Raw genomic sequence first — 23086 nt, forward strand, 5'->3', positions numbered from 1 at the left:
GAACCTCTCGCACGGCTCTCGCTGCGGCCAGGCCCGACATCGGGTAGTTACTACACAACGTCGGGCCTTCCTCGCGAGAGCCGCACGGGAGAACCCGCGGCGGTGCCGATCGCGAGGGTGGTCGGAGTTCGGCACTGCCTCGTAGTGGCGCGGCGATTTCGCGAGAAATCGACACCGCTACGCCGAAGAGCTGCCGTGAAGGGAGTCCCGACACACGCCGCCGGTTCTTCCCCTCGGGGTTCGAGGTCGGTGCGCCTCGGCGGAAAGTGGTAGACGGAGATGATCGTTCGGCCGATCCGGCGATTACGGGCGGGCCGCCATCATCGATGCGTGACCGAATCGACCACCTCTTCCGAGACAGGGTTACCGACCACCGCTCGCTCCCCCCACCGCGCGAACCGGGCGCCTGGTGGGCATCGACATGGCTCGCGGACTGGCCGTGCTGGGGATGTTCGCCGCGCACACCGTGCCGTCCGGCTGGCTGCACACGCTGGTGTCCGGACGTTCCGCGGCGATGTTCGCCGTACTGGCGGGTGTGTCGATCGCGCTGCTCAGCGGCGGCACCGAACCGCACACCGGGCGGCGGAGAACCGCCTCGGCCGTGCGTATCGCGGCACGGGCCGTGCTGCTGTTCGTGCTCGGCCTGGTGCTGACCAGCATGCAGGTACCCGCCATGGTCATTCTGGCCTTCTACGGTGTGCTGTTCCTGCTCGCGATCCCGCTGCTGCCGCTACGGGCCACCTCGCTGGCGGTGTCGGCGGCGGTCCTCGCCGTGGTGACCCCGTTGGTGTCGTTCCTCGTTCGGAGCAACATGCCCTCCCCGAAGCGACTCGGCTACACACCTGACCTCGCCGACTTCACCTCACTCGAAGGGGTGGCGGAAGCCTTCCGGGCCATCGTGCTCACCGGTGCTTATCCAGTGTTGACCTGGATCCCGTTCCTGCTGGCGGGTATGGCGCTGGGCCGTCTCGAACCGCGCGGGTTCCGGGGACGACTGGTGGCGATCGGAGCGGGACTGGCCCTGCTCGGCTACGGCGTCTCGTGGCTGGCCCTGTACGTCTTCGGCGGGTTCGAGCGGATCGTAGGGATTTACCAGGGGAAGTTCCCGCCGCGAGTGGTCGAGGAACTGCTGGCCTCGAACCTGGGAACGGTCCCCACGCGGGATCCGGCCTACCTGCTCACGGCCGGGGCGCACAGCGGAACTCCCTTCGAGATCATCGGCGCCACCGGGGTCGCTCTCGCCGTGATCGGGCTGTGCCTGTTCGCCGAGCGGTCGCGCACCGTGCTCTTCCCGCTCGCCGCGGTCGGGGCGCTGGCACTGACCTGCTACGCGGGGCACCTGCTCGTGCTGCGGGCTCTCGGACCGGAGCGGCTCGCGCCGCTGATGGGCGAACACCCCCACGCGTTGTGGCTGCTGCTGGTCACCGGCGCGCTGCTGTGCGCCGCGCTCTGGCGCCGGTTCCTGGGGCGCGGTCCGCTGGAATGGACGCTGCACCACCTCACCGCCGCGCTCGGGAAGCTGATCGTGCGGGGAAACCCGACAAGTGCGGAAAACTCCACATCCGAATAGCCGAACCGCTTCGTGGCGTGGCAGGCTGTTTCCGATGCGCGAACACGACGAGACTGGTACGGATGCGGACTCGGAAGCGGGTGGACTCGACCCGTACACCCCGAACATCGCCCGCATGTACGACTACTTCCTGGGCGGCTCGGCGAACTTCGTCGCCGACCGCGAGGCGGCCGAACAACTGCTGCGGGCGTTTCCGGGCAACCAGGAGTGGACCCACATCAACCGGGCCTTCCTGGGCCGCGCCGTCCGCGTCTGCGCCGAGGCGGGGATCGACCAGTTCCTCGATCTGGGCTCCGGCATTCCCACCAAGGGGAACGTGCACGAGATCGCCCAGCAGGTGAACCCGGCCGCACGGGTGGCCTACGTCGACATCGAGACCATCGCGGCCAACCACGCCCGGCAGCTGCTGGCCGACGATCCGCTCTCCAGCATGACGCAGGCCGACATCACCGACCCGCAGGCCGTGCTGAACGCTCCCGGCGTGGCCGAACTGCTGGACTTCGACCGGCCGATCGCGGTACTCGCCGTGGCGATCCTGGACATCCTCGACCTCGATGATCCGGCGGCGCTGATGGCGCGGTACCGGGATGCCTGCGTGCCGGGCAGCGCGCTCGCGATCTCGAACTCCGCGATGCTGGACATCTCGGAGGAGGAGGTCGGCGGGGCGCAGGAGGTCTTCGAGACCACCACCACACCCACGCTGCGGACCCGGGACCACGGGGAGGTCCTGGAGATGTTCGCGGGGTACGAACTGCTCGACCCCGGCGTGGTCCCCAGCGCGCAGTGGCGCCCGGACGAGCCGGTGTCCGAGGAGTACGCCGCGCGCAGCAACGCCTACGCCGGGGTCGGCATACTGCGGTGACCGGAACCGAGCTCGAACGATCGGCGACGCGGAACAGGAGGAACCGGCATGTCCCGTGTACCTTCGAAGGTCCTCGCGCTCTGTTCGGGTTCGGGCTCGCTCACCGTGCTGTCGCTGCTGCTGACCGCCTTGGCCGGGAGAGATTCCCTACTGCCGAATCCAGTGATTTGGAGTCTGGTGGTCGCGGGAGCGATTCTCCTGGGACTCGGGCTCGTCGAATTGCTCCGGCGCGTGAGAAGAGGTGGGGGCGCTCGATGCGGGCGCTCCGCGAGGATGTGACCGGACAGAGTTGATGCGTCCGCCCGTCCGGGCCGGAAACACCAGTGGCTCCCTACCCATCCCGGGCAGGGAGCCACTGGAAAGAAGAAAAGCGGTACTCAGACCGCCCGCACGAGGTCGGCCTGCAGCCCCTTGGGGCCCTGGCTGACGTCGTAGGTGACCTGCTGGTCCTCTTCGAGAGTACGGAAGCCGGAGGCATCAATCGCCGAGTAGTGCACGAACACGTCCTGGCCGCCCTCGTTCGGGGCGATGAAGCCGAAGCCCTTTTCCGAGTTGAACCACTTCACTGTTCCGTTAGTCATGTCCGTCTCCTTCGGGAGCTGGGGTATGACGAGCCACCACACCGTGCGGAGGCCCGGGCCGGGGATCTCAGACGGCGACTCGCTCCAGCTACAACCAAAGAAAGAAGCTCGCCCGCATCAACATCCTGCGAGCATGCACACAACACGAACCCAGAAACTCAACGACCACCAGAGACTCTACACACCACCCACAACCCGCGCCGACGGGGGGGCGACCTAACCCTGCGCGCCCGACTCCGGCCGATCGGTGTACTCGGCGAGCTGGTCCTCGAGGCTGATGATCCGGCAGGCCGCCGTCACCGGGGTGCCCTGGTCGACGAGCTCGCGGGCGCGGGTGGCCCGCCGCAGCTGGCGGCGGGAGTAGCGGCGATGTCCCCCGCCGGAGCGCTGCGGGGCGATCAACCCCGCCTCCTCCAAGGACCGCAGGAACGGCTGGGTAACCTCCAGCATCTCCGCGGCCCGCCCCATGGTGTAGGCGGGATAGTCCTCGTCGTCGAACTTCTCCTCGGCTCCAGGCCGATTTTGCTCCACTACCGCTCCCCGTTCCCTCGACAAGGCCCCCGACACACCAACGGTGCGCCGGGGGCCGCGGAGGGATACTTACTCACTGCTCAGGCCGTGCCTCCACCCACCAACACGGGAAAATGGGGGCGGCCGGAAAACAACTGACTCGACGACCCCCTTCTCATACGCGTGCGGATCACGGACTTACCTTCACAACCCGGGTGAGGACCAACGGACCCACCGGGAGCCTGCAACTGCACTTCTCATCACTCACGGCGCCGATTCATCGGTGATGGCGCTTCAGTGCTCTCCGTCTGCTGGCAACGACTCTAACAGGACCACCCCATCATGTCTACAGCGGCGATCACAGAAATTTCCCCCGGGCCCATCTCCGAAAACTCGGGGCAGTCATGGGCGGGTGGGGGAGGAACTCAGACGAAGATCCTCGCGCTCTGTTCGGTATCGGGCTCGCTCATCGTGCTGTCGCTGCTGCTGAGCGCCACTTCGAGACGAGACTCCTTGTCGCCGGGGTTCGTGCGATGGGGGCGGCCATCGTGGGAACGGGGGTCGTCGCGGCCATGCTCGTCGAACTGCTCCGGCGCGTACGGCGCGAAAGGGTTACTGACGGCAGCCCGAACTAGATCGGATCCCGACGACATCTCGTGCCGGATTGGAACCTCCGAGTGGAGCAGCATGGCTACGCCGCGAACCGGTTCCCCAGCCTGCGCAGCCGACTCGCGATCTCCTCGCAGGTGTCCAGGGTGAACTCACCATCCAGCCCGGCGATCACCGCGACGTACTGCGTGACCAGCTCCGGCGACTCGGCGCTGAGCCGCACCACGCACCGCTCCGCGCCGTCCTCCCTGATCTCGCCGGGGATCGGCCCGAACACCCCGGCTCGCACGGTCTCGGCTGGTAATCGCACGACCATCCGCGCGGTGTAGCGGTAGGAGGCGGTCGCGAACGAGCTCTTCAGATAGCTCGCCACGTCCGGCGCGGGCAACCGACGCGGGGGACAGGACCGATGCGTGCGGGTGGGCCGCTCGATGCGATCCACCCGGAAGGTGCGCCAGTCGGCGCGGTCGGGGTCGTAGGCGAGCAAGTACCAGAGCCCGTGCACGGTGACCAGGCTGTGCGGTTCGACGCGTCGAGCGCTCGGCGTGTCGTGGCGGTCCTGGTAGTCGAAGGAGACGATCTCCCGGTCCCGGGCGCAACCGGCCAACACCGCCATCACGCTCACATCCACCGGAGGCCGCTCGCCGCGTTCGACCGCGGTGCTCGTTTCGGTCAGCGCCGCCAGCCGGGGGCGCAACCTGGCGGGCAGCATCCGTTCGAGTTTGGCCAGCGCACGCATCGAGCTCTCCGAGATACCCGTGACGGCGCTGCCACTCGCCCGCACGAGTCCCACCGCGACGGCGACGGCCTCGTCGTCGGTCAGCACCAGCGGTGGGAAGGAGTCGCCCGGAGCGAGCCGGTAACCACCGGCGGTGCCGGTCGTGCCGACAACCGGGTAGTCGAGGGCGCGCAGCCGGTCGATGTCGCGACGCACGGTCCGGCCGGTGACCCCGAGCCGCTCGGCGAGCTCGGCACCGGACCACTCCCGCCTGCTCTGCAGCAGCGCGAGCAATCGCAGCACGCGTGTCGGTGGGTCAGCGCGCACCTGTTCCGGTTCCACGTCTTCCAGTCTGCCGTCGCTCGCGGACACCGGTTGTCCGCAACGGTTCGTAGCGTGCCGACATGACCGACACGACGAACCCGAAACCGACCGTTGCCGCACTGCGCCGCCACCTCCTGGGGCGGGTGATCACACCGGAAGGCAGCGGTTACGACCGTTCCACCACCGGCTTCCAGCTCCTCGATCCGCACCGCCCCGATGTGGTGGTCGAGGCCGCCGACGAGCGTGATGTGCGCACCGCGTTCGAGTTCGCCGCCCACTCCGGCAGGCGATTGGCCGTGCAGGCCACCGGCCACGGGCGCGGCGCCGCGCTGCGCGGTGGGGTGCTGCTCGACACGCGGCGGATGTCGGGAGTCCGGGTCGATCCAGGGGAACGCACGGCGTGGATCGAGGCGGGCGCCGACTGGCGAGGAGTGATCGAGGCGGCGGCGCCGCACGGCTTGGCGCCGCTCTCGGGCAGTTTTCCCGGGGTGGGCGCGATCTCCTACACCCTCGGTGGCGGGGTGGGGCTGCTCGCCCGCCGCCACGGCTTCGCCGCCGACCACGTGCACCGCCTCGACGTGGTCACCCCGGACGGGGCGCACCGCCGAGTGACGGCTTCCGATGAGCCGGAGCTGTTCCGGGCGCTCCGTGGCGGCGGTGGCGACTTCGGAGTGGTCACCGGTATGGAAATCGGGCTGCTGCCGGTGGAGCGGATCTACGGCGGTGGGCTGTTCTTCGACCTCGCACGGGTACCCGAGGTGTTGCGCGCCTGGCGGGACTGGACCGGCACCGTTCCGGAGGAGATGACCTCGGCGGTGACGATGCTGCCCTACCCGGACGTTCCGGGAGTGCCGGATTCGCTGCGCGGGCGGCACGTGGCACAACTACAGTTCAGCTACCTCGGGGCCGCTGCGGACGGCGAACGACTGGTCGAGCCGTTGCGCGGTCTCGGGGAACCGCTGAGTGACACGTTGCGCGAACTGCCGTACTCCGAGTCCGGTACGGTGTTCGACGAACCGGAGCAGCCGCACGGCTACCGGGGCAGGAACCTGCTGCTCGACGAGCTCGGCGACCGGGAACTGTCCGATCTGGTCGAACGCACCGGCCCGGAGGCACCGGTGATGTGCGTGACCGGGATCCGACACCTCGGCGGCGCGCTGGCCCGGGAGCCGGAGGTTCCCGACTCGGTCGGACACCGTGCTGCCGGGTTCTCGCTGGGGGTGCTGTCGCCACTCGAACCCGGTTCGGGTGAGGAAGAGGTCCGGAAGCCGCACGACGAGGTGCTGGCCCCCTTCGAGGCGCGGGCGCTGGGGCACTCGCTCAACTTCAGCTACGGCTCCCTCGCACCGGAACGGGTACGCACCGCCTTCGACCCGGCCACTTACCGGCGGCTCGCGGAGCTGAAGGCCTACTACGATCCGGACGCTCTGCTGCACACCAACCACCCGATACCGCCGCTTAAGACGGAGCGGTGAAACCCGAGTCGGGGTGCGGTACGGGACAGCTGCCGTCGTTCAGTTGTCGTTCCTCGTCGGTTCTGGGGCGGAAGAGGCCGTCGCTGCCGCCCGCGAATCTCGCGAGAAATCGACGGGGTGCTCGGTGCCGGCTGGTTCTGGTGTGGTCGGGAACCAGGTTCGTGCCTCGTTGCGGCGTTCCTTGTCGCGCAGGGCTTCGTCGAGGTCGATGTCGAAACGGTTGGCGATTGCGCAGAGGTAGATCAGGACGTCGGCGAGTTCACCGCCGACGCTGCCCGTTGCCGAGCCGGGGTCGATCGCGAGGCCGGAGCGCTCGCGGATGGCCTTGCACAGCTCCCCGTACTCCTCGCCGAGTTTGAGGGACTGCTCCAGCACGGTGTTGTCTGCGAAGCCACGTTCGGTTTCCATCTCGGTGACGTAGCGCTGGATCTCGGTGAGCGTCACGTCGGCCGGTAGCGGTCGCATCGTGGTCCTTCGGGGTCGCGGGGTGGGTGCGGACGCGATCGGTGCTCTCGGCGGGAACGCGCTCGCGGGTGGCACGACAGCGAGCGTCCGGGACGCGAGAACCGGTTCGCAGTGGTATTCGTGACGATGCTCGGTGTCAGCCGAGGTGGTGAGCCACTACCGCCGCGACAGTGAGTTCGATCGTGTGAACGCCGGTGAGGAGCAGACCGACGAGGATCGGCCATGTCGGACGCCACCCGGCCAGGCGCACCCCGCCCACGCCTGTCCACCACAGCAGGCAGGCCAGTGCGCCGAAGAAGGCGTGGAGTTCGATGTTTGGTTCGTCGGGGTGGGTGATCGTCGAGACGAGGGACAGGTTCAGGACGACGGTGATCCAGCCGCTGTAGGCGAAAGCCGCTACGGCCAGCCCGGTTCCGGCGCATTCGCGCAGCAGGATCGTGGTGACCGGGGAGAGTCGGGGCATGACGATTCGGTCCTGCTCGGATCGGTATTTCGGTGGTGCGGGGATCCCCCGGCCGGGGCGGGGTGGGAGCGGCCCCTGCTCCCGGCCGGGGTGGTGCCACGCCGGACGGGACTGTGTTGTCCCAGGAGGGGAGAACTCCGGCGCGGCACCGGTCTAGGGGGTGTGCCCTGCTTCGGGCGCGGTGATTTCTCGAGAAATCGACGGTGCCGCCGCCGCGATTTCTCGAGAAATTGACGCGGCTGGGGCGGCGATTTCGCGAGACATTGACGGCGGGGTGTGGGTGGCCCCGCACGGCGGTGTGCGGGGCCGGGCGGGCGCGTGCCGGAGGTGTCGGGGGTTTCACAGCACGCGCCCGGGTCTGGAGTGGACGGTCAGGCCACGACGGGGAGACCGGGGTGACCGGCCCCTGCTGGGTGAGGACTACTGGGGAGTTCCCCGGAAGATGCCTCGGGCTCGTCGGGAGCGGTAGTGGGCCAGTCCTGCTCGGTGGAGGGCCAGCCCTGCTCGGTGTCGCTGTGGTTGATCCACACTGGAGGCAGCCGTGGTGGGCGGGGTGGCAGGTATCCGATGGCGTGCAGGCAGGCGTCGCAGACCGACAGGCCGTCCTCGTCGGGCGGGCCGCTGCTGGCCCGAGCGCGGTAGGGGCCGCGGCGGGACAAATGCCCGCACAACGCCCGCACCCCGTGGTTTCGGACTGCGGTGTTGGTGGGGCAGGCGTGCCACTTCGACTCGAACACGCTGGAGAACCAGGCGTGCCCACTACTGGTGTTCAGTGGTTCGGTCCCCACGCCAGCCGTACCAACACCAGCACGAGCAGCGCCAGCAGCAGCACCGCGATCTCGAACTCGGACACGTCCCCTCCCGGGAACACGGCGTTTGGTGAGCAGGTGGCGCAGCGCGAGCAGCAGCAGAGTCAGCGTCATGATCGCCACCCCTCTCGATCCCGCAGGGCCGTATCCAGCGCGTCCCGCAACTGCCGCGCTTCGGCGACGGTGAACAGCGAGACCGCGCCCCGCTCGGGCGCCAACAGGGCGACGCCTTGAGCTGTGGGTTTGAGCTGCAGCACGGTTCGGCCGTGGCGCTGCTGACGGCACGGGACGACCGACCACTCCGACGCTTCGTCCACAGTGGTCGAATTGTCGAGCTGGGCCAGCTCGTACAGCCAGGGATCGTAGGAATGGACCGGGCTCGGCGGATGGGCCTCGCTACCGCCGATCACGTACTGCAGACACACCCGGCAGTAGTGGTGCCACCCGCCCAAGATGCGTTCCGGCGGGTGCGGGGCGAGTTCGATCGCCTCACCGCAGAAACACGCCACCTTCCCCTGACCTACACGGGCTGACTCGGCACGCTTATACGGGGCGGTGGCATGAATCGTGCCCGACCCAACACCGGTGACGAACCGAGGCGGCGCGGGGTATTCAGCCAGCGACGGCATGGCGCACCACCCGCCCCCGCCGACCCGACCCCGCCATCGCCCAACAGCACTGCGCACACAACTCCGGATCGGCCTCCGGCTCGCCCAGCGGCGTGACCTCGCCCAACCCCAGATAAACCTGACACAGCGACAACACCCACGAGGCCGTGTACTCACCCGGGTGACACTCGATCGCATGCAGCCGAGGTGTCCGGCCAGACCGGTGATCGGCCTCGGTCGCGGCCAACACCACACACACCAGGCCGCGCGGAAACAACGCCCCCACCTCACACCACCCCCAACAAGCAGGAGTGACGCGGCGAACCGAGACGTGCAGCGACACACGCCGCACAAAGCGATAGCATCAACAAAGCTCCACATCAGTAGTAAACGGCTGACGGAGCCACCCCCGCGTCCAAGGCCGCCAAGCACACGACGCGGGAAGGGCTACTCGTCCGGTGACCGCCACCGGACGAGTGGTCAGAAATTCGACATACTCTTCACATTCCGCTCCTTGCAGCGCAGGCTTCTCTTCTTTCATCGACTCTCAGGAACGTTCCTATTTAGACTGTATAACAGGAACGTTCCTACAACAAGTTTCTCAAAGCAAAAAAGTCACAAGCACACGAACGTGGGAACGAGCCAATGAGACGGATGAGTCCGGATACGCTCATCGTCGACACGAGCGGAGGTGACACCGTGGGCAAGAAACCCGGCCCGAGTGTCCGCCGTCGCCAACTCGGGGCGATGCTGCGGCAGCTTCGACAAGACGCGGACACAACTCGTAAAACCGCAGCAGAGTGGCTGGAAATCGGCGAGCCGACGCTGAGCAAAATCGAACTGGGACGACAGTCCATCAAAGGACCGCACGTCAGACTGCTGTGCCAGCTCTACGACGTAGATGCCTCTACAGTGGATACTCTGCTCCGGCTGGCTCGGGAAGCCAACCAGCGAGGCTGGTGGACCGCCTACCGAGACACCGTGCCGTCGTGGTTTCGGCACTACGTCGGTCTGGAAGGTGACGCGGCCGACATCTGGGCCTACGAGGCGGAATTCGTCCCGGGGCTTCTCCAAACCGCCGAATACACCAAGGCGATCACTAGGGCATCACGCCCGGAGATCAGTGATGAAGAGCTGAACAGAGAAATCACCGTTCGACGGGAACGCCAGGCTCTGTTGGACGACGAGCAGCCTCCGCAGCTCCATCTGATCATCAACGAGGCCGTCGTATGGCGTCAGGTGGGCGGTCCAGAGGTGATGCGAGAGCAGCTCGAACACCTGCTCCGTTCAGCCAAACTCGATCACGTATCGCTCAGGGTGCTGCCGTTTTCCGCAGGAGCCCACGCCGCCATGACCGGATCCTTCATCCTGATCCGGTTTCCGGACGAGGACACACCCGCCTTCGTCTACGTAGAGAACGACCGTGGTGGGGTTTACCAGGAAAACCCGGGGGACATCGAGCGCTATACCCTGGTAAGAGAGCAGCTTGCGACGCTGGCTCACAGCGAAGACGACACCCGTGCGCTGCTCGAACAGTTAGTTTCGCCCTGACGAACCACATCGGGAAGGAGCCAGGGATGACTCCGGACGGTCTCGCGGACGCCGTGTGGCGCAAGAGTAGCCGTAGCAGCGGAAACGGTGGAGCCTGTGTTGAGGTCGGCTTCACTCCCGACACGATCGGCGTCCGTGACACCAAGGACCGCGATGGTGGGACTCTCGCGGTGAACAGCACCGCGTGGACCTCATTCGTCGACGCGATCAAAAGCGACCGCCTCGACGGCTGAACCGCTGCCGTGAAGTCCCGCTCGATACCGCCGGGCGGGACTTTTCGCGTCTCCAGCCACGATGGCTGGTCGTGGTGTGCGGAGATCGAGACGTTCGGTTGCCGACGCTACGATGACTCCTGACCGGAACCGGCCGAGAAGTACTGAGCCCACATCCGAGGTGCGATGTCGCGGTGGCACGAAAACGTGCAACGGCGGTCATAACGTCACAGGTCGCAGAGGGTGCTCTCCACGGGCGTGGAGGTGGACCGCTGTATGCACCTCCGCCGGGTGACCAGCAGCGGTGCTCTCCACGGGCGTGGAGGTGGACCGCGGCTGTATGTGGCGCTGTTCGAGTGGTTGCGGTGCTCTCCACGGGCGTGGAGGTGGACCGATGGCGCGACGCATCACTGGTCACCCCGTTTGGTGCTCTCCACGGGCGTGGAGGTGGACCGTATAGGCCGGGGTCGGTGTGGTCTCCGTCGTTGTGCTCTCCACGGGCGTGGAGGTGGACCGAACTCGCCGACGCCCGCACCGGCGTCACCAGCGTGCTCTCCACGGGCGTGGAGGTGGGCCGTCGCGCTACCCCGACATGGACGGCGGCACCGCGTGCTCTCCACGGGTGTAGCGGACTAGCTGGATCGACCGCACCACATCGATACGTATAACCTGGTTTACGAGCGGCTACGGATGGACGCGCTCGGCTTGCACGAGTCCCAATCCGTGCTGCGACAGACCATGAACGACCTTGGCGCTGGAGGGTGACGGGATGACCCCCAACCTCACCGAGGCGCGGTGGCGCAAATCCACCCGCAGCAACGGTAGCGGCGCGTGCGTTGACGTGGGGATAGCTCCTTCCGCCGCTGGAGTACGTGACACGAAACTGGGTGAGGACACCCCCACCCTCACGTTCACACGTTCGCAGTGGGACTCCTTCCTTGACGCGATCAAAAGCGACCGCCTCGGCGACTGATCCGGTTTCGTGAAGTCCCGCTCGGTGTGCCGGGCGGGACTTTTCGCGCCTACGGCCACGATGGCTGATCGCAATGCGAAGGGGATGTGTCGATCCCCTGGCAATCAGGTGTTCCGTCCTCGCTACGACGCGATCGAGACGTTCGGATGCCGCCGCTACGATGACTCCTGCCCGAAACCAGTCGAGAAGTACTGACCCCACATTCGAGGTGCGATGTCGCGGTGGCGTGAAAACGTGCAACGGCGGTCGTAACATCACAGGTCACAGAGCGCTCTCCACGTGCGTGGAGGTGGACGGGTTTTGCGGAACCTGACCAGGATGCGGTGGAAAGGCACGCGACTCAGCTCTGCGCACTAGGGCTGGGGGTTTGCGCGTTCGTACTGTTTCTGGTCAGGGACAGCCGGAGTCCGTCGTTCAGGCGTGAGATCCGGGCCAGTCGGTATTCGTCGGGCAGGTTCGGAAGGTGCGCTGTCTCGTGCGGGCTGTGGGCCTCGATGTGGTCGATCAGACCGGCATCGAGATACGGCCGGACTGCCGCGCTGTCCGCAACCAGGCCGACAGCTCGGGCGCCTTCGTGATGGAGCGCGGCGAGGGACTGGTGCGGATCGTTCGGCAATGTGGACAGCGGCCTGGGAACGAGCGGCTCCGTAACAGCGGGCGTGGCCGTGTCGTCGTGAACGAGCGTGTCGATCTCGCCCGGCAGGACCGTGACATCCCCTGTCAGACTTCCCTCCCGAGTGAGGCAACAGCCCCAGGTGAGCACCGGGCGCTGCCGCTCCAACGCGGCCAACCACGGGCCGAGCACCAAGCGGGCTTCCTCGACGAGCAAACCCTCAACCACGTCGACCCCGGCCTCACGCAGCAGGACGGCACCACCACGTCCCCGGGAGGTCGGATCCAGGACAGCGATGACCACACGGACGATGCCCGCCTCGATCAGCGCCCGATGACAGGGCGGAGTACGCCCGTCATGGCAGCACGGTTCCAGCGTGACCACGGCAGTCCCACCATCGGCGGCGCTTCCCGCCTGCGCGAGGGCGTGGGCCTCGGCGTGCGGCTCGCCTTTCCGGCGATGCCACCCCTGCCCGGCCAACCGCCCGTCGCCGTCGAGCACCACGCACCCCACTGGAGGATTAGGGCTGGTGGTGCCGTGTCCCCATGCCGACAGCGCGATCGCGTGACGCATCGCGCGAGTCTCGACCTCCGCCGTGGTGATCGTCATGGAGTTGGTCTAGCAGATCGGCAACGGCCGGAACACCTCGACGATTAAGCACCCGGGCGCCGTCCACTTGAGTATCGACCGCTTCCACTGGGTGATCGAGATATTCGATTGCCGACGCTACGATGATCCCGACCGGAACCGGTCGGTACATACGAGGCGACGTTCGAGATTGAGGGGTTCCGTTGTCGCGGTGGCGCGAAAACGTGCAACGGCGGTCATAACGTCGCAGGTCGCAGAGGGTGCTCTCCACGGGCGTGGAGGTGGACCGCGGCAGACGCCGCCAACCAGCTCGGTGACTACGTGCTCTCCACGGGCGTGGAGGTGGACCGCTACCCGACTCCGTGTGGGACATCCCCACCCAGTGCTCTCCACGGGCGTGGAGGTGGACCGCACGACGAGGACGAGGACGTCGCCGACGCCGTGTGCTCTCCACGGGCGTGGAGGTGGACCGGGTCGGCAGATTGTGCCGACCCCTGGTCAACAGTGCTCTCCACGGGCGTGGAGGTGGACCGTCACTGTTGGGAATCCCGTGGCGATACGCGATGTGCTCTCCACGGGCGTGGAGGTGGACCGGCGGAGCCCCGGGGGTGCAGTTCTATTGCACCGTGCTCTCCACGGGCGTGGAGGTGGACCGACCGAGGCCGACGGCAAGATCTCCACCACGGCGTGCTCTCCACGGGCGTGGAGGTGGACCGCTCCGGTCGGAGCCGGTCGGATGCTGCTCGTCGTGCTCTCCACGGGCGTGGAGGTGGACCGGCGCGGCGACGGGAGGTCACGGCATGACACGCGAGGAATGCATCGAGGCGGCGGGCCGCATCCTTGCCCGCGCCCGCGCCCGCAGGACTCACTGCCGATCGAGGAGGCAGTCGAGGAGGCGCACTACCCCGGCGGGCCGTCCCGAGAGTCCATCCGCGCCCAGATCATCCGTCAGCGCTACGAAGCAGAGGAGGTCGCAGCACGACCAGCACAGTAAGTGCTCTCCACGCACGTGGAAGTGAACCGCCACGCGGATCGGTAGCTACAGCATCCGGGGCGGGCAACCGACGGAACGCACCGGCCCGATGCGTGCCGCGGGGCCGCCCGACGGATTCAGGAGCGGTACCGCTCGACGTAGCGCTGCCACGCCTCAGCATCGTTCTCGGCCCGCCGCTCGGCGCGCTTCTCCCGTCCGGTCCCGAGCGGGTAGCCGTGCTTGACGAGCCGGGTCTCGCAGCTCTCCACCATGGACGACGTGGAGTAGAGCAGCGACATGAGCAGCCCGCCGACCACGCACATCGCGGTGATCCACAGCGGCCCGGGCAGCAGCAGCACGAGCAGTCCGGGCGAGACCTGCACGAACACTCGGGCGATGTGCCGCAGCGCCCAGGTGCGGCAGGTGACGTCGTGCAGCACCCACTCCCGGTAGCGCTCGGGCAGGCGCCCACCGTAGACGTACCAGAGCCACAGCATCGGGTTCGGACGAGTTCCGCTGCTGCTCATCGTGACTCCTCACTCCCCGAACAGCCGTCCGGACGGACCAACACCAGCACCGACATCATCCCGGCCCGCCGCGACCACCCTGAACTCGACGGCGAAACCGACGGACAGGCACGGCGGCGGCCCGGCAACGCCCTCACTCGAAGTCGGGCGGCAGGCGTTCCTCCCAGCGCCGCCCCTGCGGGTACAGCGTGATCTCGCGGGTCTCGTCGGCGCGGCGCTCGATGCGCACCAGCAGGTTGTCCTCGGCCAGCCGCTCGGCGAAACCGCCACCCCACTCGACCACCACGGCGGCCTCGGTCAGCTCGGTGTCCAGATCCAGGTCGTCGAGCTCGGCCAGCGAGGTGAGCCGGTAGGCGTCCACGTGCACCAGCGCCGGACGCCGCCAGTCCGAGGCGTAGTGCTCCCGCGCCAGCACGAAGGTGGGTGAGGTGACCCGGCCGCTCACCCTCATCCCCCTGGCGATGCCGCGCGTGAGCGCGGTCTTGCCCGCGCCGAGCGGACCGTCCAGCAGTACCAGGTCCCCGGCGCCGAGCACGGCACCGAGCGCGGCACCGAACCGGTACGTGTCGTCCACGGTCGCCAGCTCGTAGGTCCAGCTCACCACATCGGAACTCAACTGCCGCTCACCTTCTCCGCGGTCCCCTCGGCCCGCTCGTCCCGTGCCACTCGCCGAACCAGCTCGCTCAACCGCTCCGTCACCGGTTCGGCCCGTTCCAGAATCGCCATGTGACCGGCCCCCTCAACCCGCGCGAGCTCGGCGTCGGGCAGTTGCTCCGCGATCGTCTCCGAGTGCGAGAACGGGATGAGCCGGTCGGCGTCGCCGCCCAGGACCAGCACCTCGGAGTGCCGCAGCCCGGCCAGCGCCGCCGTGCGGTCGTGCGAACCGAGGGTGTCCAGGAAGTCGGTCACGGTCTCCACGGTAGTGGAGGCGATCATGTCGTCGGTGAGGTCCACCAGCGCGGTGTCGACGTCCCGATCGCCGAATGCCAGGCGGCGAACCACGTTCCAGGCCACGTGCGAACCGCTCCGGCGGGCGCTTTCCACCAGGCTGGGCTGCCACTGGGCCAGCACTCCCATAGTCCTGGTCAACGGGTTGTTCTTCGACAACCACGGCTTCGGCAGCCCCCGCGCGCCCACCTGGCCCGCCGAGGTCGACAGCAGCGCCACCCCGGCGATCCGCTCGCGGAAGAGTTCGGGCCGCTGCTCGGCCAGCGCCATGATGGCCATACCGCCCATGGAGTGCCCGGCCAGCACCACCGGCCCGCGCCGGGCGGTCGCCCGCAGCACCGCGTCCAGATCCCGGCCCAGCTGCTCGACGGTGCAATTGGCGCGCCTGGAGTGGCCGGAGCGCCCGTGGCTGCGCTGGTCGTAGAGCACCAGCCGCACCTTCGGGTCGGACAGCCGTGGCAGGTCCCTGCGCTGGAAGTGCCAGCACCGCGAGTCCAGCGAGTAGCCGTGCACGAGCACCACGGTCAGCTCGGCCTCCCCACCGTCGGCGGGATGCACCTCCTGCACCGCCAGCGGTACCCCGTCGTCGGCGGCGACGGTGGACCTGCGGTCGGGTTCGGCCCTGCCCAGCCCCTCGCCCTGGTAGGGGTCGTCCTCGGCGCCGTTCCTGCGCTGCGCCGCTATCCGCGAGCTGTGCGAGGCGAGGCTCACGGCGGTGCCGGTCACCACGGCACCCACCATCCCGGCCGACCAGGCGATCGCGTGCCACGGCCTCATCGCGTGTCCTCCGCCACCACGGTTCGGGTCACGCGCGGACGATACATACCGGTCACGATCTCGTAGTGGATGGTGCCGAGTTCCTCGGCCCACTCGGCGGCCGTGGGCTCACCGCGATCGCCCGGCCCGAACAGCACCACCTCGTCCCCCTCGGCGACCTGATCGTCGTCGCAGCGCACCACGATCTGGTCCATGCAAACCCGACCCACCACGGGACGGCGCTCGCCGCCGAGCAGCACCGAGAACCGGTCGGACAGCGAACGCGGCACCCCGTCGGCGTAGCCGACCGGAACCAGCGCCAGGTTGGTGTCGGCGGGTGCCGTCCAGTTGTGACCGTAGGAGACGCTCTCCCCAGCGGCGATCCGCTTGGTCAGCACCACCGAGGAGCGGAAGGTCATCGCGGGGCGCAGCCCGTGGTCGCCCTCCTGCGGGACCGGGTCGAGCCCGTAGACCGCGATGCCCGGGCGAACCATGTCGAACCGCAGGTCGGGGCGGGTCAACAGCGCGGCCGAGTTGGCGAGGTGGCGCAGCGGGCGCAGCCCGGCCGCCAGGGCCTGCTCGTGGGCGAGCCGGAACCGCTCGGCCTGCGTGTCGATCGAGGGATGACCCGGCTCGTCGGCGCAGGCCAGGTGCGACCACACGGCGAAGACCTCCACCGTCCCGTCCGCCTCGGCCTTGGCGGCCAGCGCCACCAGCCGTTCCCACGACTCGGCGGGGGCGCCGTTGCGGTGCAGCCCGGTGTCGATCTTGAGGTGGATCCGGGCGGTGCGCCCGGCGGACTCAGCGGCCGTCACGACGTCGTGCAGCTGGGTCTCGGATGAGACCGACAGGTCCACCCCCGCCCGCACCGCGCCGCTCACGTCGTCGCCGCGCTGGTACAGCCAGCACAGCAAGGGGGCGGAGATCCCACGCTCCCGCAGCCCGAGCGCTTCCGGGATCGAGGCGACGCCCAGCCACTCGGCCCCGGAACGCAGCGCTGCCTCGGCCACGGCCGGAGCACCGTGGCCGTAGCCGTCGGACTTGACCACGACCATGGTCCGCGCGCCGGACTCGCTCGCGTGTCCGGAGAGCACGGCCACGTTGTGCCGGATGGCCGCGAGATCGATGCGCAGATCGGCACGGCGCGCGGGAGGTTCGTTCATCCTGCTCATAATCGCACAATCCATGAGCGTCCCCGCTCGGCTGCGGCACTACTCGCTTCGCGGAACCTCGCGCACGGCTCTCGCTCCGGGGAGACCCGACATCGGGTAGGTAAGTTCGGTTCAGGGGGTCGTGGCGGCCACGGCACGGACCTCGCGGACGGCGGCGGGGACCGCGTCCAGCAGGGCGGAAGCGCCGATCGGCGCGCCCACCGGATCGACGTCGCCGGACTCGGCGGAAGAGCTCGGGGCACGGCCGCCGGTGGCGGCGATCTCGGCGGCCCGCGCGTGCACGTGCGCGGCGCTGCCGCAGGACCACAGCGGATCCATCCCGGTGGCGAGCAGCTTGCCGATCATGCCGGTGAGCACGTCACCGGAACCGGCCGTGGCGGGCCAGGCGTGTTCGCAGGGGTTCACCAGGACACGCCCGTCCTGATCGGCGATCACCGTGGTGTTGCCCTTCAACAGCACCACGGCCGAACAGCGGCGGGCCACCTCGCGCACCGCCGCGATCCGGTCCGCCGGACGCTGCCCGGCCAACCGGGCGAACTCGCCCTCGTGCGGGGTGAGCACCAACGGAACGTCCGGGTCCCGCGCGTCCCACAACGTCTCGTCATTGGCGAACAGCGTGATCGCGTCCGCGTCGGCCACCACCGGCTTGGCGTCGTCGAGCACCGCCGCGAGCACCTCACGACCGGCGGCCCCGGTGCCGATCCCCGGCCCCACCGACCACGCCTGCACCCGGCCGGCGTCGCCGACCGAACCGACCGCGACCACCTCGGGCCAGCGCTGCCGCACCGCATCGGCGGCGGGTCCCGCGTAACGAACCATCCCCGAGGCGGTGTGCACCGCTCCGCCCGCCGCGAGCATCGCGGCGCCCGGGAAGTTCGCCGAACCCGCGGCGACCCCGAGCACCCCTTGGCTGTACTTGTCGTCCGCCGGACGCGGAACCGGCCAGGCCCGCCCCACATCGCCCGCTTCCGGAACCGAGCAGTCCGGCTCGTCCAGGTGCGGGTCGAGCCCGATGTCGACCACCACCACCCCACCGGAGCGCACCAGCCCCGCACCGAGCACGTGGCACGGTTTGCGTCCGCCGAACGTGACGGTCAGGGTCGCCGAGACGGCGGGGCCGTCCACGGCACCGCTCACCGGATCCACCCCGCTGGGCAGGTCGACCGCGACCACCGGGGCACTCACCCGGTCCACGGCGGCAGCGGCGAGCGAACGCAACGGGCCGTGTCCGGCGAGCCCGACTATCCCGTCGACCACCACATCGGCGCGTCGCAGCGCCTCGGCGGCCACATCGGCCACCCCGGAGTCGTCGGCGGCATCCGCCGCCTCGACGACGCGGCCTCCGGCGGCACGCAGCGCACGCAGCCCTTCGGGGTGGGTCTTCTCGGGGGCGAGCAGCACCGCCGTGACCCCCACACCCCGGTCACGCAGCAGGGCACCCGCCCAGAGCGCGTCACCGCCGTTGTTGCCCGCCCCGACGAGCAGTGCGACGTGTCGGCCCGCGACGCGGCCGAGACGTTCGGCGAGCAACCGGCGCACCCACAGCGCCACCCCGTTGGCCGCGCGCCGCATCACCGTGGGTTCCGGCACCGTTCGGAACAACCGCTGTTCCGCCGCGCGCACCTGGTCGGGGGTCCACACACCGTGCAAGTCGGAGCCTCCTGGCGGTTCCACTGTCGACGTTTCCGTTCCTCCCCACCGGGTGCCGACACACCGGGTCGACTCGCCGGGACCGACTCGGCAGGAGGCGGACTCGGCGGGGAGGACGATTCGGATCACTCCACGGTGACCGATTTGGCGAGATTACGCGGCTTGTCCACGTCGTAGCCACGGTGGCGGGCGATCTCGGCGGCGAGCACCTGCAGCGGGACGGTGGATACCAACGGCTGCAGCAGGGTCGGCACGGCTGGAATCTCGATCAGCTCGTCGGCGAACGGCCGGACCGCCTCGTCACCCTCCTCCGCGATGACGACGGTGCGCGCGCCCCGCGCCTGGATCTCGCGGATGTTGGACAGCAGTTTGGCGTGCAGCTGGGAGTGGCCCTTGGCCGAGGGCATCTGCACCACGACCGGCAGACCGTCCTCGATCAGCGCGATCGGTCCGTGCTTGAGCTCGCCCGCGGCGAAGCCCTCGGCGTGCATGTAGGCGAGCTCCTTGAGCTTGAGCGCACCCTCCAGCGCCACCGGGTACCCGACGTGCCTGCCCAGGAACAGCACCGCCTTGGCATCGCACATCCGGGTGGCCAGTTCCCGAACCTGGGGGACGGTCTCGAGCACGGAGCGCACCGCCTCGGGCATCGCGGCCAGTTCGGAGAACTCGTGCTCCAGCTCGTCGGTGTACTTGGTGCCGCGCGCCTGCGCCAGGGCCAGCCCCACCAGGTAGTTCGCCGCGATCTGGGCGAGGAAGGTCTTGGTGGCGGCCACGCCGATCTCCGGACCCGCGTGGGTGTAGAGCACCGCGTCCGACTCGCGCGGGATCTGCGAACCGTTGGTGTTGCTGATCGCCAGCACCCTGGCGTGCTGGGTGCGGGCGTGCCGCACCGCCTCCAGCGTGTCGGCGGTCTCGCCGGACTGCGAGATCGCCACCACCAGCGTGTCCCTGCCCAGCACCGGATCGCGATAGCGGAACTCGCTGGCGAGTTCCACCTCGACCGGGATGCGGCACCAGTGCTCGATGGCGTACTTGGCGAGCAGCCCGGAGTGGTAAGCAGTGCCGCAGGCGACCACGAAGACCTTGTTGACGTCCCGGAGGTCCTGCTCGCTGATCCGCTGTTCGTCCAGCACCACACCGCCGTCGGCGAAGTGCCCGCGCAGCGTGTTGCTCAGCGCCTCGGGCTGCTCCTCGATCTCCTTGAGCATGAAGTAGTCGTGCCCGCCCTTCTCGGCGGCGGACAGATCCCAGTCGACGCTGAACGGCCTGGTCTCGACCTCGGTGCCCGCGAAATCGGTGACCCGGTAGCCGTCGCGGGTGATGGTGACCAGCTGGTCCTGCCCCAGCTCGACGGCGTTCCTGGTGTGCTCGATGAAGGCCGCCACGTCCGAGGCGACGAAGGTCTCGCCTTCGCCGACGCCCACGACCAGCGGGGAGGAGCGCCGGGCGGCGACGATCTTGTCGTGCTGGTCGGCGTGCGTGACGACCAGCGTGAACGCGCCGGACAGCCGGGCGGCCACGGTCCCGAGCGCGGCGGTGAGATCACCGGCGGCCGGACCGGCGGCATACGCCCTGCCCACCAGGTGTGCGACCACCTCGCTGTCGGTGTCGCTGCTCAGTTCGATGCCGTCGTTCTCGAGCTCGGCGCGGAGCTCCGCGAAGTTCTCGATGATCCCGTTGTGGACCACCGCCACCTTGCCGGTGGAGTCACGGTGGGGATGGGCGTTGCGGTCGGTGGGGGCGCCGTGGGTGGCCCACCGGGTGTGTCCCATACCCGCCGTACCGACGAAGTGCTCGCGCCCGTCCTCGGTGACCCGCTGCTCGAGGTTCGACAGCGCACCGGCCGAACGCCGCACGGCCAGCGATCCGTCGCCGTCCAGCAGGGCGATGCCCGCCGAGTCGTAGCCCCGGTACTCCAACCGCCCCAGCCCCTGGAGCACCACGTCGAGGGCCGAGCGATGTCCTAGATAACCCACAATGCCGCACACTCGACCCAGCATAGCCAGCGGAGATGGTCTGAACCTGATACCTGTCCTCCACCCGGGTGTCGCTCGATCGTCCGGCCGGTCACTGCCACGGGTGACGGGAAGTATCCGCTACCGTGACGAGTCATGGCCCACAACGCCAAGAAGGCGCTCCAGGAGCTCGCGCGACGGGGACCCCACGACGTGCTGCACGGTGACCTCGCGCTCGTCGGCCTGCCCGGCATCGTCTGCGCACCGCGCGGCGGGCGGGGGTTGGCCGCCATCGCGTTCGGGCACGGCTGGCTGCAGCCCGCGCGGCGTTACACCGGGCTGCTGCGTCACCTGGCCTCCTGGGGATTCGTGGTGGCCGCGCCGAGCACCCACACCGGGCCGTTCGCCTCGCACCGGATGTTCGCGGCCGACCTGCGAACCGCGCTGGACATCTGCGTCAACGTGCGTCTCGGCGAGGGCGACATCAGCGTCGACGAACACCGGCTGGCGGTGGCGGGCCACGGCATGGGCGGTGGTTGTGCCGTGCTGGCCGCCGCCGAGGACAGCCGAATCCGCGCGGTGGCGGGGCTGGGCACCGCCGAGACCATGCCCTCGGCGATCGCGGCCGCCGGGCGGGTGAGCATGCCGGGGCTGCAGCTGGCGGGGGAACGCGACCTGCTGGCCGCCGCGCGCTCCAACGCGGAACCGATCACCCGCGCCTGGGGCGGTCCGGCGCAGCTGCGAACCGTGCGCAAGGCGGACCACCTCGCGTTCACCGAGGGCAGGCACTGGAGCGAGCTGCTGCTGCAGGGCAAGTCGCACTACGGTTCGCAACGAGTCTCGCGCGCGCTGCTCACTGCCTTCTTTCTCCGCACGCTTACCGGCGACAAGCGGGGCCAGGAACTGCTGACCAACGACGTCTCCGGCGCCGAGATCGACGGCGAGCACAGCAAGGGGGCGCTGGCCGCCGCGTGACGGAAAACTCCGGACGGAACACGGCAGCGGCGTGATCCACCAGAATGACGGATGATGAGCACGCCACAGCCGCCGCCCGGCGTACCGCAGCAGCCCCAGTCGGGCGGCGCTCCCTACCCGCAACAGCCCACGGCGCAGCAACAGCCACCAATGCCGCAACATGGGCAACAGGTGCCGCAGTATTGGGGCTACCCGGACCCCGGGGCGCAGCCAGGGGGACAGCAGAACTGGGGACAGCAGCCTGCCGGAACTGGTCAAACCGGGGTCTACGGCTATCCGGCTCCCAACGCGGGCCACGGGTGGCAGTACGGCGCCGGCCAGCGGCAACCCGTCCAGCGACAGGAAACGGGCCCCGCCGACGACACCGGCAGGCCGCTGGCGATCATCATCGCCGTCTGGGCGATCATCGCGGGGCTGCGGACGCTGATCACCTACCCCATCGAGATGGTTCAGTTCTGGATGGAGTACGGCACCTACTCCACCGTGCCGATGACCATCGCCTCGGAATCGTGGAACTTCCTGTCCCTGCTCGACGCGGCCGCGCTCGTCGTAGTGGGCATACTGCTGTTCGCCAGGCGACACAAGGCGCGTTTCTTCGCCACAGCGGTAATAGCACTGACGGTGACGCTGTACGTCATGAGCGTTGTTTTCGATTTCATTTGGACGCCTGATTACTTGGATTCCTTTTACGAGTACTTCTACAGCTGGATCCAGTTTTCCGCATACATTTTCTACCTGATTCCCGCCGCTCTCGCGCTGCTCCCGGGAATATCCCGCACGCTGCGCACGAAACCGAAGCAGCAACAACCACCGCGGCAACCGGTGTACGGCCAACAGCCAGGACACTGAACCAATACCGAAGATCGTACGGCGGTTCCGACAGTCGGGGAAATCTCAGAGGGCAGCATCATGAACACACCGCAGCAGTTCCACGGCACACAGCAGCCGCAGCCAGGAGCGATGCCACCGCAACAATCGCCCTATCCGGGAGCTCAACCCGGACAGGCACAACAACCAGGACCCACACCAGCCACTCCCCGGCAAAGCGGGAGATCTCCGGCTACCACAATCCTGGGAACAGCGGCGTTACTCGTCAGCGGACTCATAGTCGTGCTTACATTGCTCTACTCGAAAAACGAGATCGCATGGTTCGTGGAATCGGGAATTCTGCTCGCACTGGGAATAATGCTGCTGACGCG

Annotated in this window: 22 protein-coding genes and 2 CRISPR repeat arrays; of the genes, 8 read left to right on the forward strand and 14 right to left on the reverse strand. The window is 68.6% G+C overall.

Features of this window, described 5'->3' with window-relative positions; genetic code table 11:
• Positions 1-421 precede the first annotated feature (421 nt).
• A complete protein-coding gene (locus tag J2S53_RS12610; RefSeq protein ID WP_456241133.1) occupies positions 422-1570 on the forward strand; it encodes a DUF418 domain-containing protein in 1149 nt (382 codons plus the stop codon).
• Between the two features lie 34 nt (positions 1571-1604).
• The gene (locus tag J2S53_RS12615; RefSeq protein WP_456241134.1) at positions 1605-2432 is read left to right on the forward strand and encodes an SAM-dependent methyltransferase; all 828 of its coding nucleotides are present in this window, start codon (positions 1605-1607) and stop codon (positions 2430-2432) included.
• Positions 2433-2809: 377 nt separating this feature from the next.
• Here the strand turns inward: J2S53_RS12615 and J2S53_RS12620 are convergent, their stop codons facing one another.
• The 3 genes from J2S53_RS12620 to J2S53_RS12630 form a co-directional block, all read right to left on the reverse strand.
• Entirely contained in the window at positions 2810-3013 is a 204-nt protein-coding gene (locus tag J2S53_RS12620) for a cold-shock protein (RefSeq protein ID WP_092626113.1), read from the reverse strand.
• Positions 3014-3229: 216 nt separating this feature from the next.
• Positions 3230-3544 (reverse strand): MerR family transcriptional regulator, encoded by a 315-nt coding sequence (locus J2S53_RS12625; RefSeq protein ID WP_456241135.1) that lies wholly within the window; start codon positions 3542-3544, stop codon positions 3230-3232.
• Positions 3545-4214: 670 nt separating this feature from the next.
• Entirely contained in the window at positions 4215-5222 is a 1008-nt protein-coding gene (locus tag J2S53_RS12630) for a helix-turn-helix transcriptional regulator (RefSeq protein WP_456241136.1), read from the reverse strand.
• A gap of 32 nt (positions 5223-5254) precedes the next feature.
• On the opposite strand from J2S53_RS12630, the gene J2S53_RS12635 reads away from it, so the two are divergent.
• Complete coding sequence (locus tag J2S53_RS12635; RefSeq protein ID WP_456241137.1) at positions 5255-6649, forward strand: FAD-binding oxidoreductase; 1395 nt, start codon at positions 5255-5257, stop codon at positions 6647-6649.
• Between the two features lie 39 nt (positions 6650-6688).
• Here J2S53_RS12635 and J2S53_RS12640 read toward each other — a convergent pair whose 3' ends face one another.
• The 4 genes from J2S53_RS12640 to J2S53_RS12655 all read right to left on the reverse strand — a co-directional run bounded on the left by J2S53_RS12640 (position 6689) and on the right by J2S53_RS12655 (position 8895).
• A complete protein-coding gene (locus J2S53_RS12640) occupies positions 6689-7093 on the reverse strand; it encodes a MazG nucleotide pyrophosphohydrolase domain-containing protein (protein WP_456241138.1) in 405 nt (134 codons plus the stop codon).
• 157 nt (positions 7094-7250) lie between these two features.
• Positions 7251-7577 carry a hypothetical protein gene (locus tag J2S53_RS12645; protein ID WP_456241139.1) on the reverse strand — a complete coding sequence of 109 codons (327 nt, stop codon included), beginning with the start codon at positions 7575-7577 and terminating at the stop codon, positions 7251-7253.
• Between the two features lie 371 nt (positions 7578-7948).
• Complete coding sequence (locus J2S53_RS12650; protein WP_456241140.1) at positions 7949-8365, reverse strand: hypothetical protein; 417 nt, start codon at positions 8363-8365, stop codon at positions 7949-7951.
• 131 nt (positions 8366-8496) lie between these two features.
• Positions 8497-8895 carry a hypothetical protein gene (locus J2S53_RS12655; RefSeq protein WP_456241141.1) on the reverse strand — a complete coding sequence of 133 codons (399 nt, stop codon included), beginning with the start codon at positions 8893-8895 and terminating at the stop codon, positions 8497-8499.
• A gap of 798 nt (positions 8896-9693) precedes the next feature.
• Between J2S53_RS12655 and J2S53_RS12660 the strand changes: the two genes are divergently transcribed.
• From J2S53_RS12660 to J2S53_RS12670, 3 genes are all read left to right on the forward strand, one after another.
• On the forward strand, positions 9694-10545 hold the full coding sequence (locus tag J2S53_RS12660) for a helix-turn-helix domain-containing protein (RefSeq protein ID WP_456241142.1): 852 nt from the start codon (positions 9694-9696) through the stop codon (positions 10543-10545).
• 26 nt (positions 10546-10571) lie between these two features.
• Positions 10572-10778: a DUF397 domain-containing protein gene (locus J2S53_RS12665; protein WP_456241143.1), complete on the forward strand. Its 207-nt coding sequence runs from the start codon at positions 10572-10574 to the stop codon at positions 10776-10778.
• A 222-nt stretch (positions 10779-11000) separates the two neighbouring features.
• Positions 11001-11334: direct repeats of the CRISPR family, unit length 29 nt; unit sequence GTGCTCTCCACGGGCGTGGAGGTGGACCG.
• A gap of 171 nt (positions 11335-11505) precedes the next feature.
• Positions 11506-11730, forward strand: coding sequence for a DUF397 domain-containing protein (locus J2S53_RS12670; RefSeq protein WP_456241144.1), 225 nt, complete (start codon positions 11506-11508; stop codon positions 11728-11730).
• A gap of 340 nt (positions 11731-12070) precedes the next feature.
• Here J2S53_RS12670 and ribD read toward each other — a convergent pair whose 3' ends face one another.
• The 7 genes from ribD to glmS form a co-directional block, all read right to left on the reverse strand.
• Positions 12071-12952, reverse strand: coding sequence for a bifunctional diaminohydroxyphosphoribosylaminopyrimidine deaminase/5-amino-6-(5-phosphoribosylamino)uracil reductase RibD (gene ribD / locus J2S53_RS12675; protein ID WP_456241145.1), 882 nt, complete (start codon positions 12950-12952; stop codon positions 12071-12073).
• 239 nt (positions 12953-13191) lie between these two features.
• Positions 13192-13708: direct repeats of the CRISPR family, unit length 29 nt; unit sequence GTGCTCTCCACGGGCGTGGAGGTGGACCG.
• A 333-nt stretch (positions 13709-14041) separates the two neighbouring features.
• Positions 14042-14431: a DUF5313 family protein gene (locus J2S53_RS12680; protein ID WP_456241146.1), complete on the reverse strand. Its 390-nt coding sequence runs from the start codon at positions 14429-14431 to the stop codon at positions 14042-14044.
• A gap of 133 nt (positions 14432-14564) precedes the next feature.
• Positions 14565-15047, reverse strand: coding sequence for a tRNA (adenosine(37)-N6)-threonylcarbamoyltransferase complex ATPase subunit type 1 TsaE (tsaE, locus tag J2S53_RS12685; RefSeq protein ID WP_456241147.1), 483 nt, complete (start codon positions 15045-15047; stop codon positions 14565-14567).
• On the reverse strand, positions 15044-16156 hold the full coding sequence (locus tag J2S53_RS12690; protein ID WP_456241148.1) for an alpha/beta fold hydrolase: 1113 nt from the start codon (positions 16154-16156) through the stop codon (positions 15044-15046). Before J2S53_RS12690 ends, tsaE begins: the two co-directional genes overlap by 4 nt.
• Complete coding sequence (gene alr, locus J2S53_RS12695) at positions 16153-17298, reverse strand: alanine racemase (RefSeq protein ID WP_456241149.1); 1146 nt, start codon at positions 17296-17298, stop codon at positions 16153-16155. The genes J2S53_RS12690 and alr overlap by 4 nt, the downstream gene beginning before the upstream one ends.
• Positions 17299-17418: 120 nt before the next feature.
• Positions 17419-18957: an NAD(P)H-hydrate dehydratase gene (locus tag J2S53_RS12700; protein ID WP_456241150.1), complete on the reverse strand. Its 1539-nt coding sequence runs from the start codon at positions 18955-18957 to the stop codon at positions 17419-17421.
• 125 nt (positions 18958-19082) lie between these two features.
• Positions 19083-20945, reverse strand: a complete 1863-nt coding sequence (glmS, locus tag J2S53_RS12705) for a glutamine--fructose-6-phosphate transaminase (isomerizing) (RefSeq protein ID WP_456241151.1) — start codon at positions 20943-20945, stop codon at positions 19083-19085.
• A 123-nt stretch (positions 20946-21068) separates the two neighbouring features.
• On the opposite strand from glmS, the gene J2S53_RS12710 reads away from it, so the two are divergent.
• Both J2S53_RS12710 and J2S53_RS12715 read left to right on the forward strand, forming a co-directional pair.
• Positions 21069-21887, forward strand: a complete 819-nt coding sequence (locus tag J2S53_RS12710; protein ID WP_456241152.1) for a dienelactone hydrolase family protein — start codon at positions 21069-21071, stop codon at positions 21885-21887.
• 54 nt (positions 21888-21941) lie between these two features.
• Positions 21942-22736, forward strand: a complete 795-nt coding sequence (locus tag J2S53_RS12715; RefSeq protein WP_456241153.1) for a hypothetical protein — start codon at positions 21942-21944, stop codon at positions 22734-22736.
• The last annotated feature ends 350 nt before the right edge of the window (positions 22737-23086 follow it).

Source organism: Actinopolyspora lacussalsi (assembly GCA_030803735.1).
GTDB classification, from domain to species: Bacteria; Actinomycetota; Actinomycetes; order Mycobacteriales; family Pseudonocardiaceae; genus Actinopolyspora; species Actinopolyspora lacussalsi.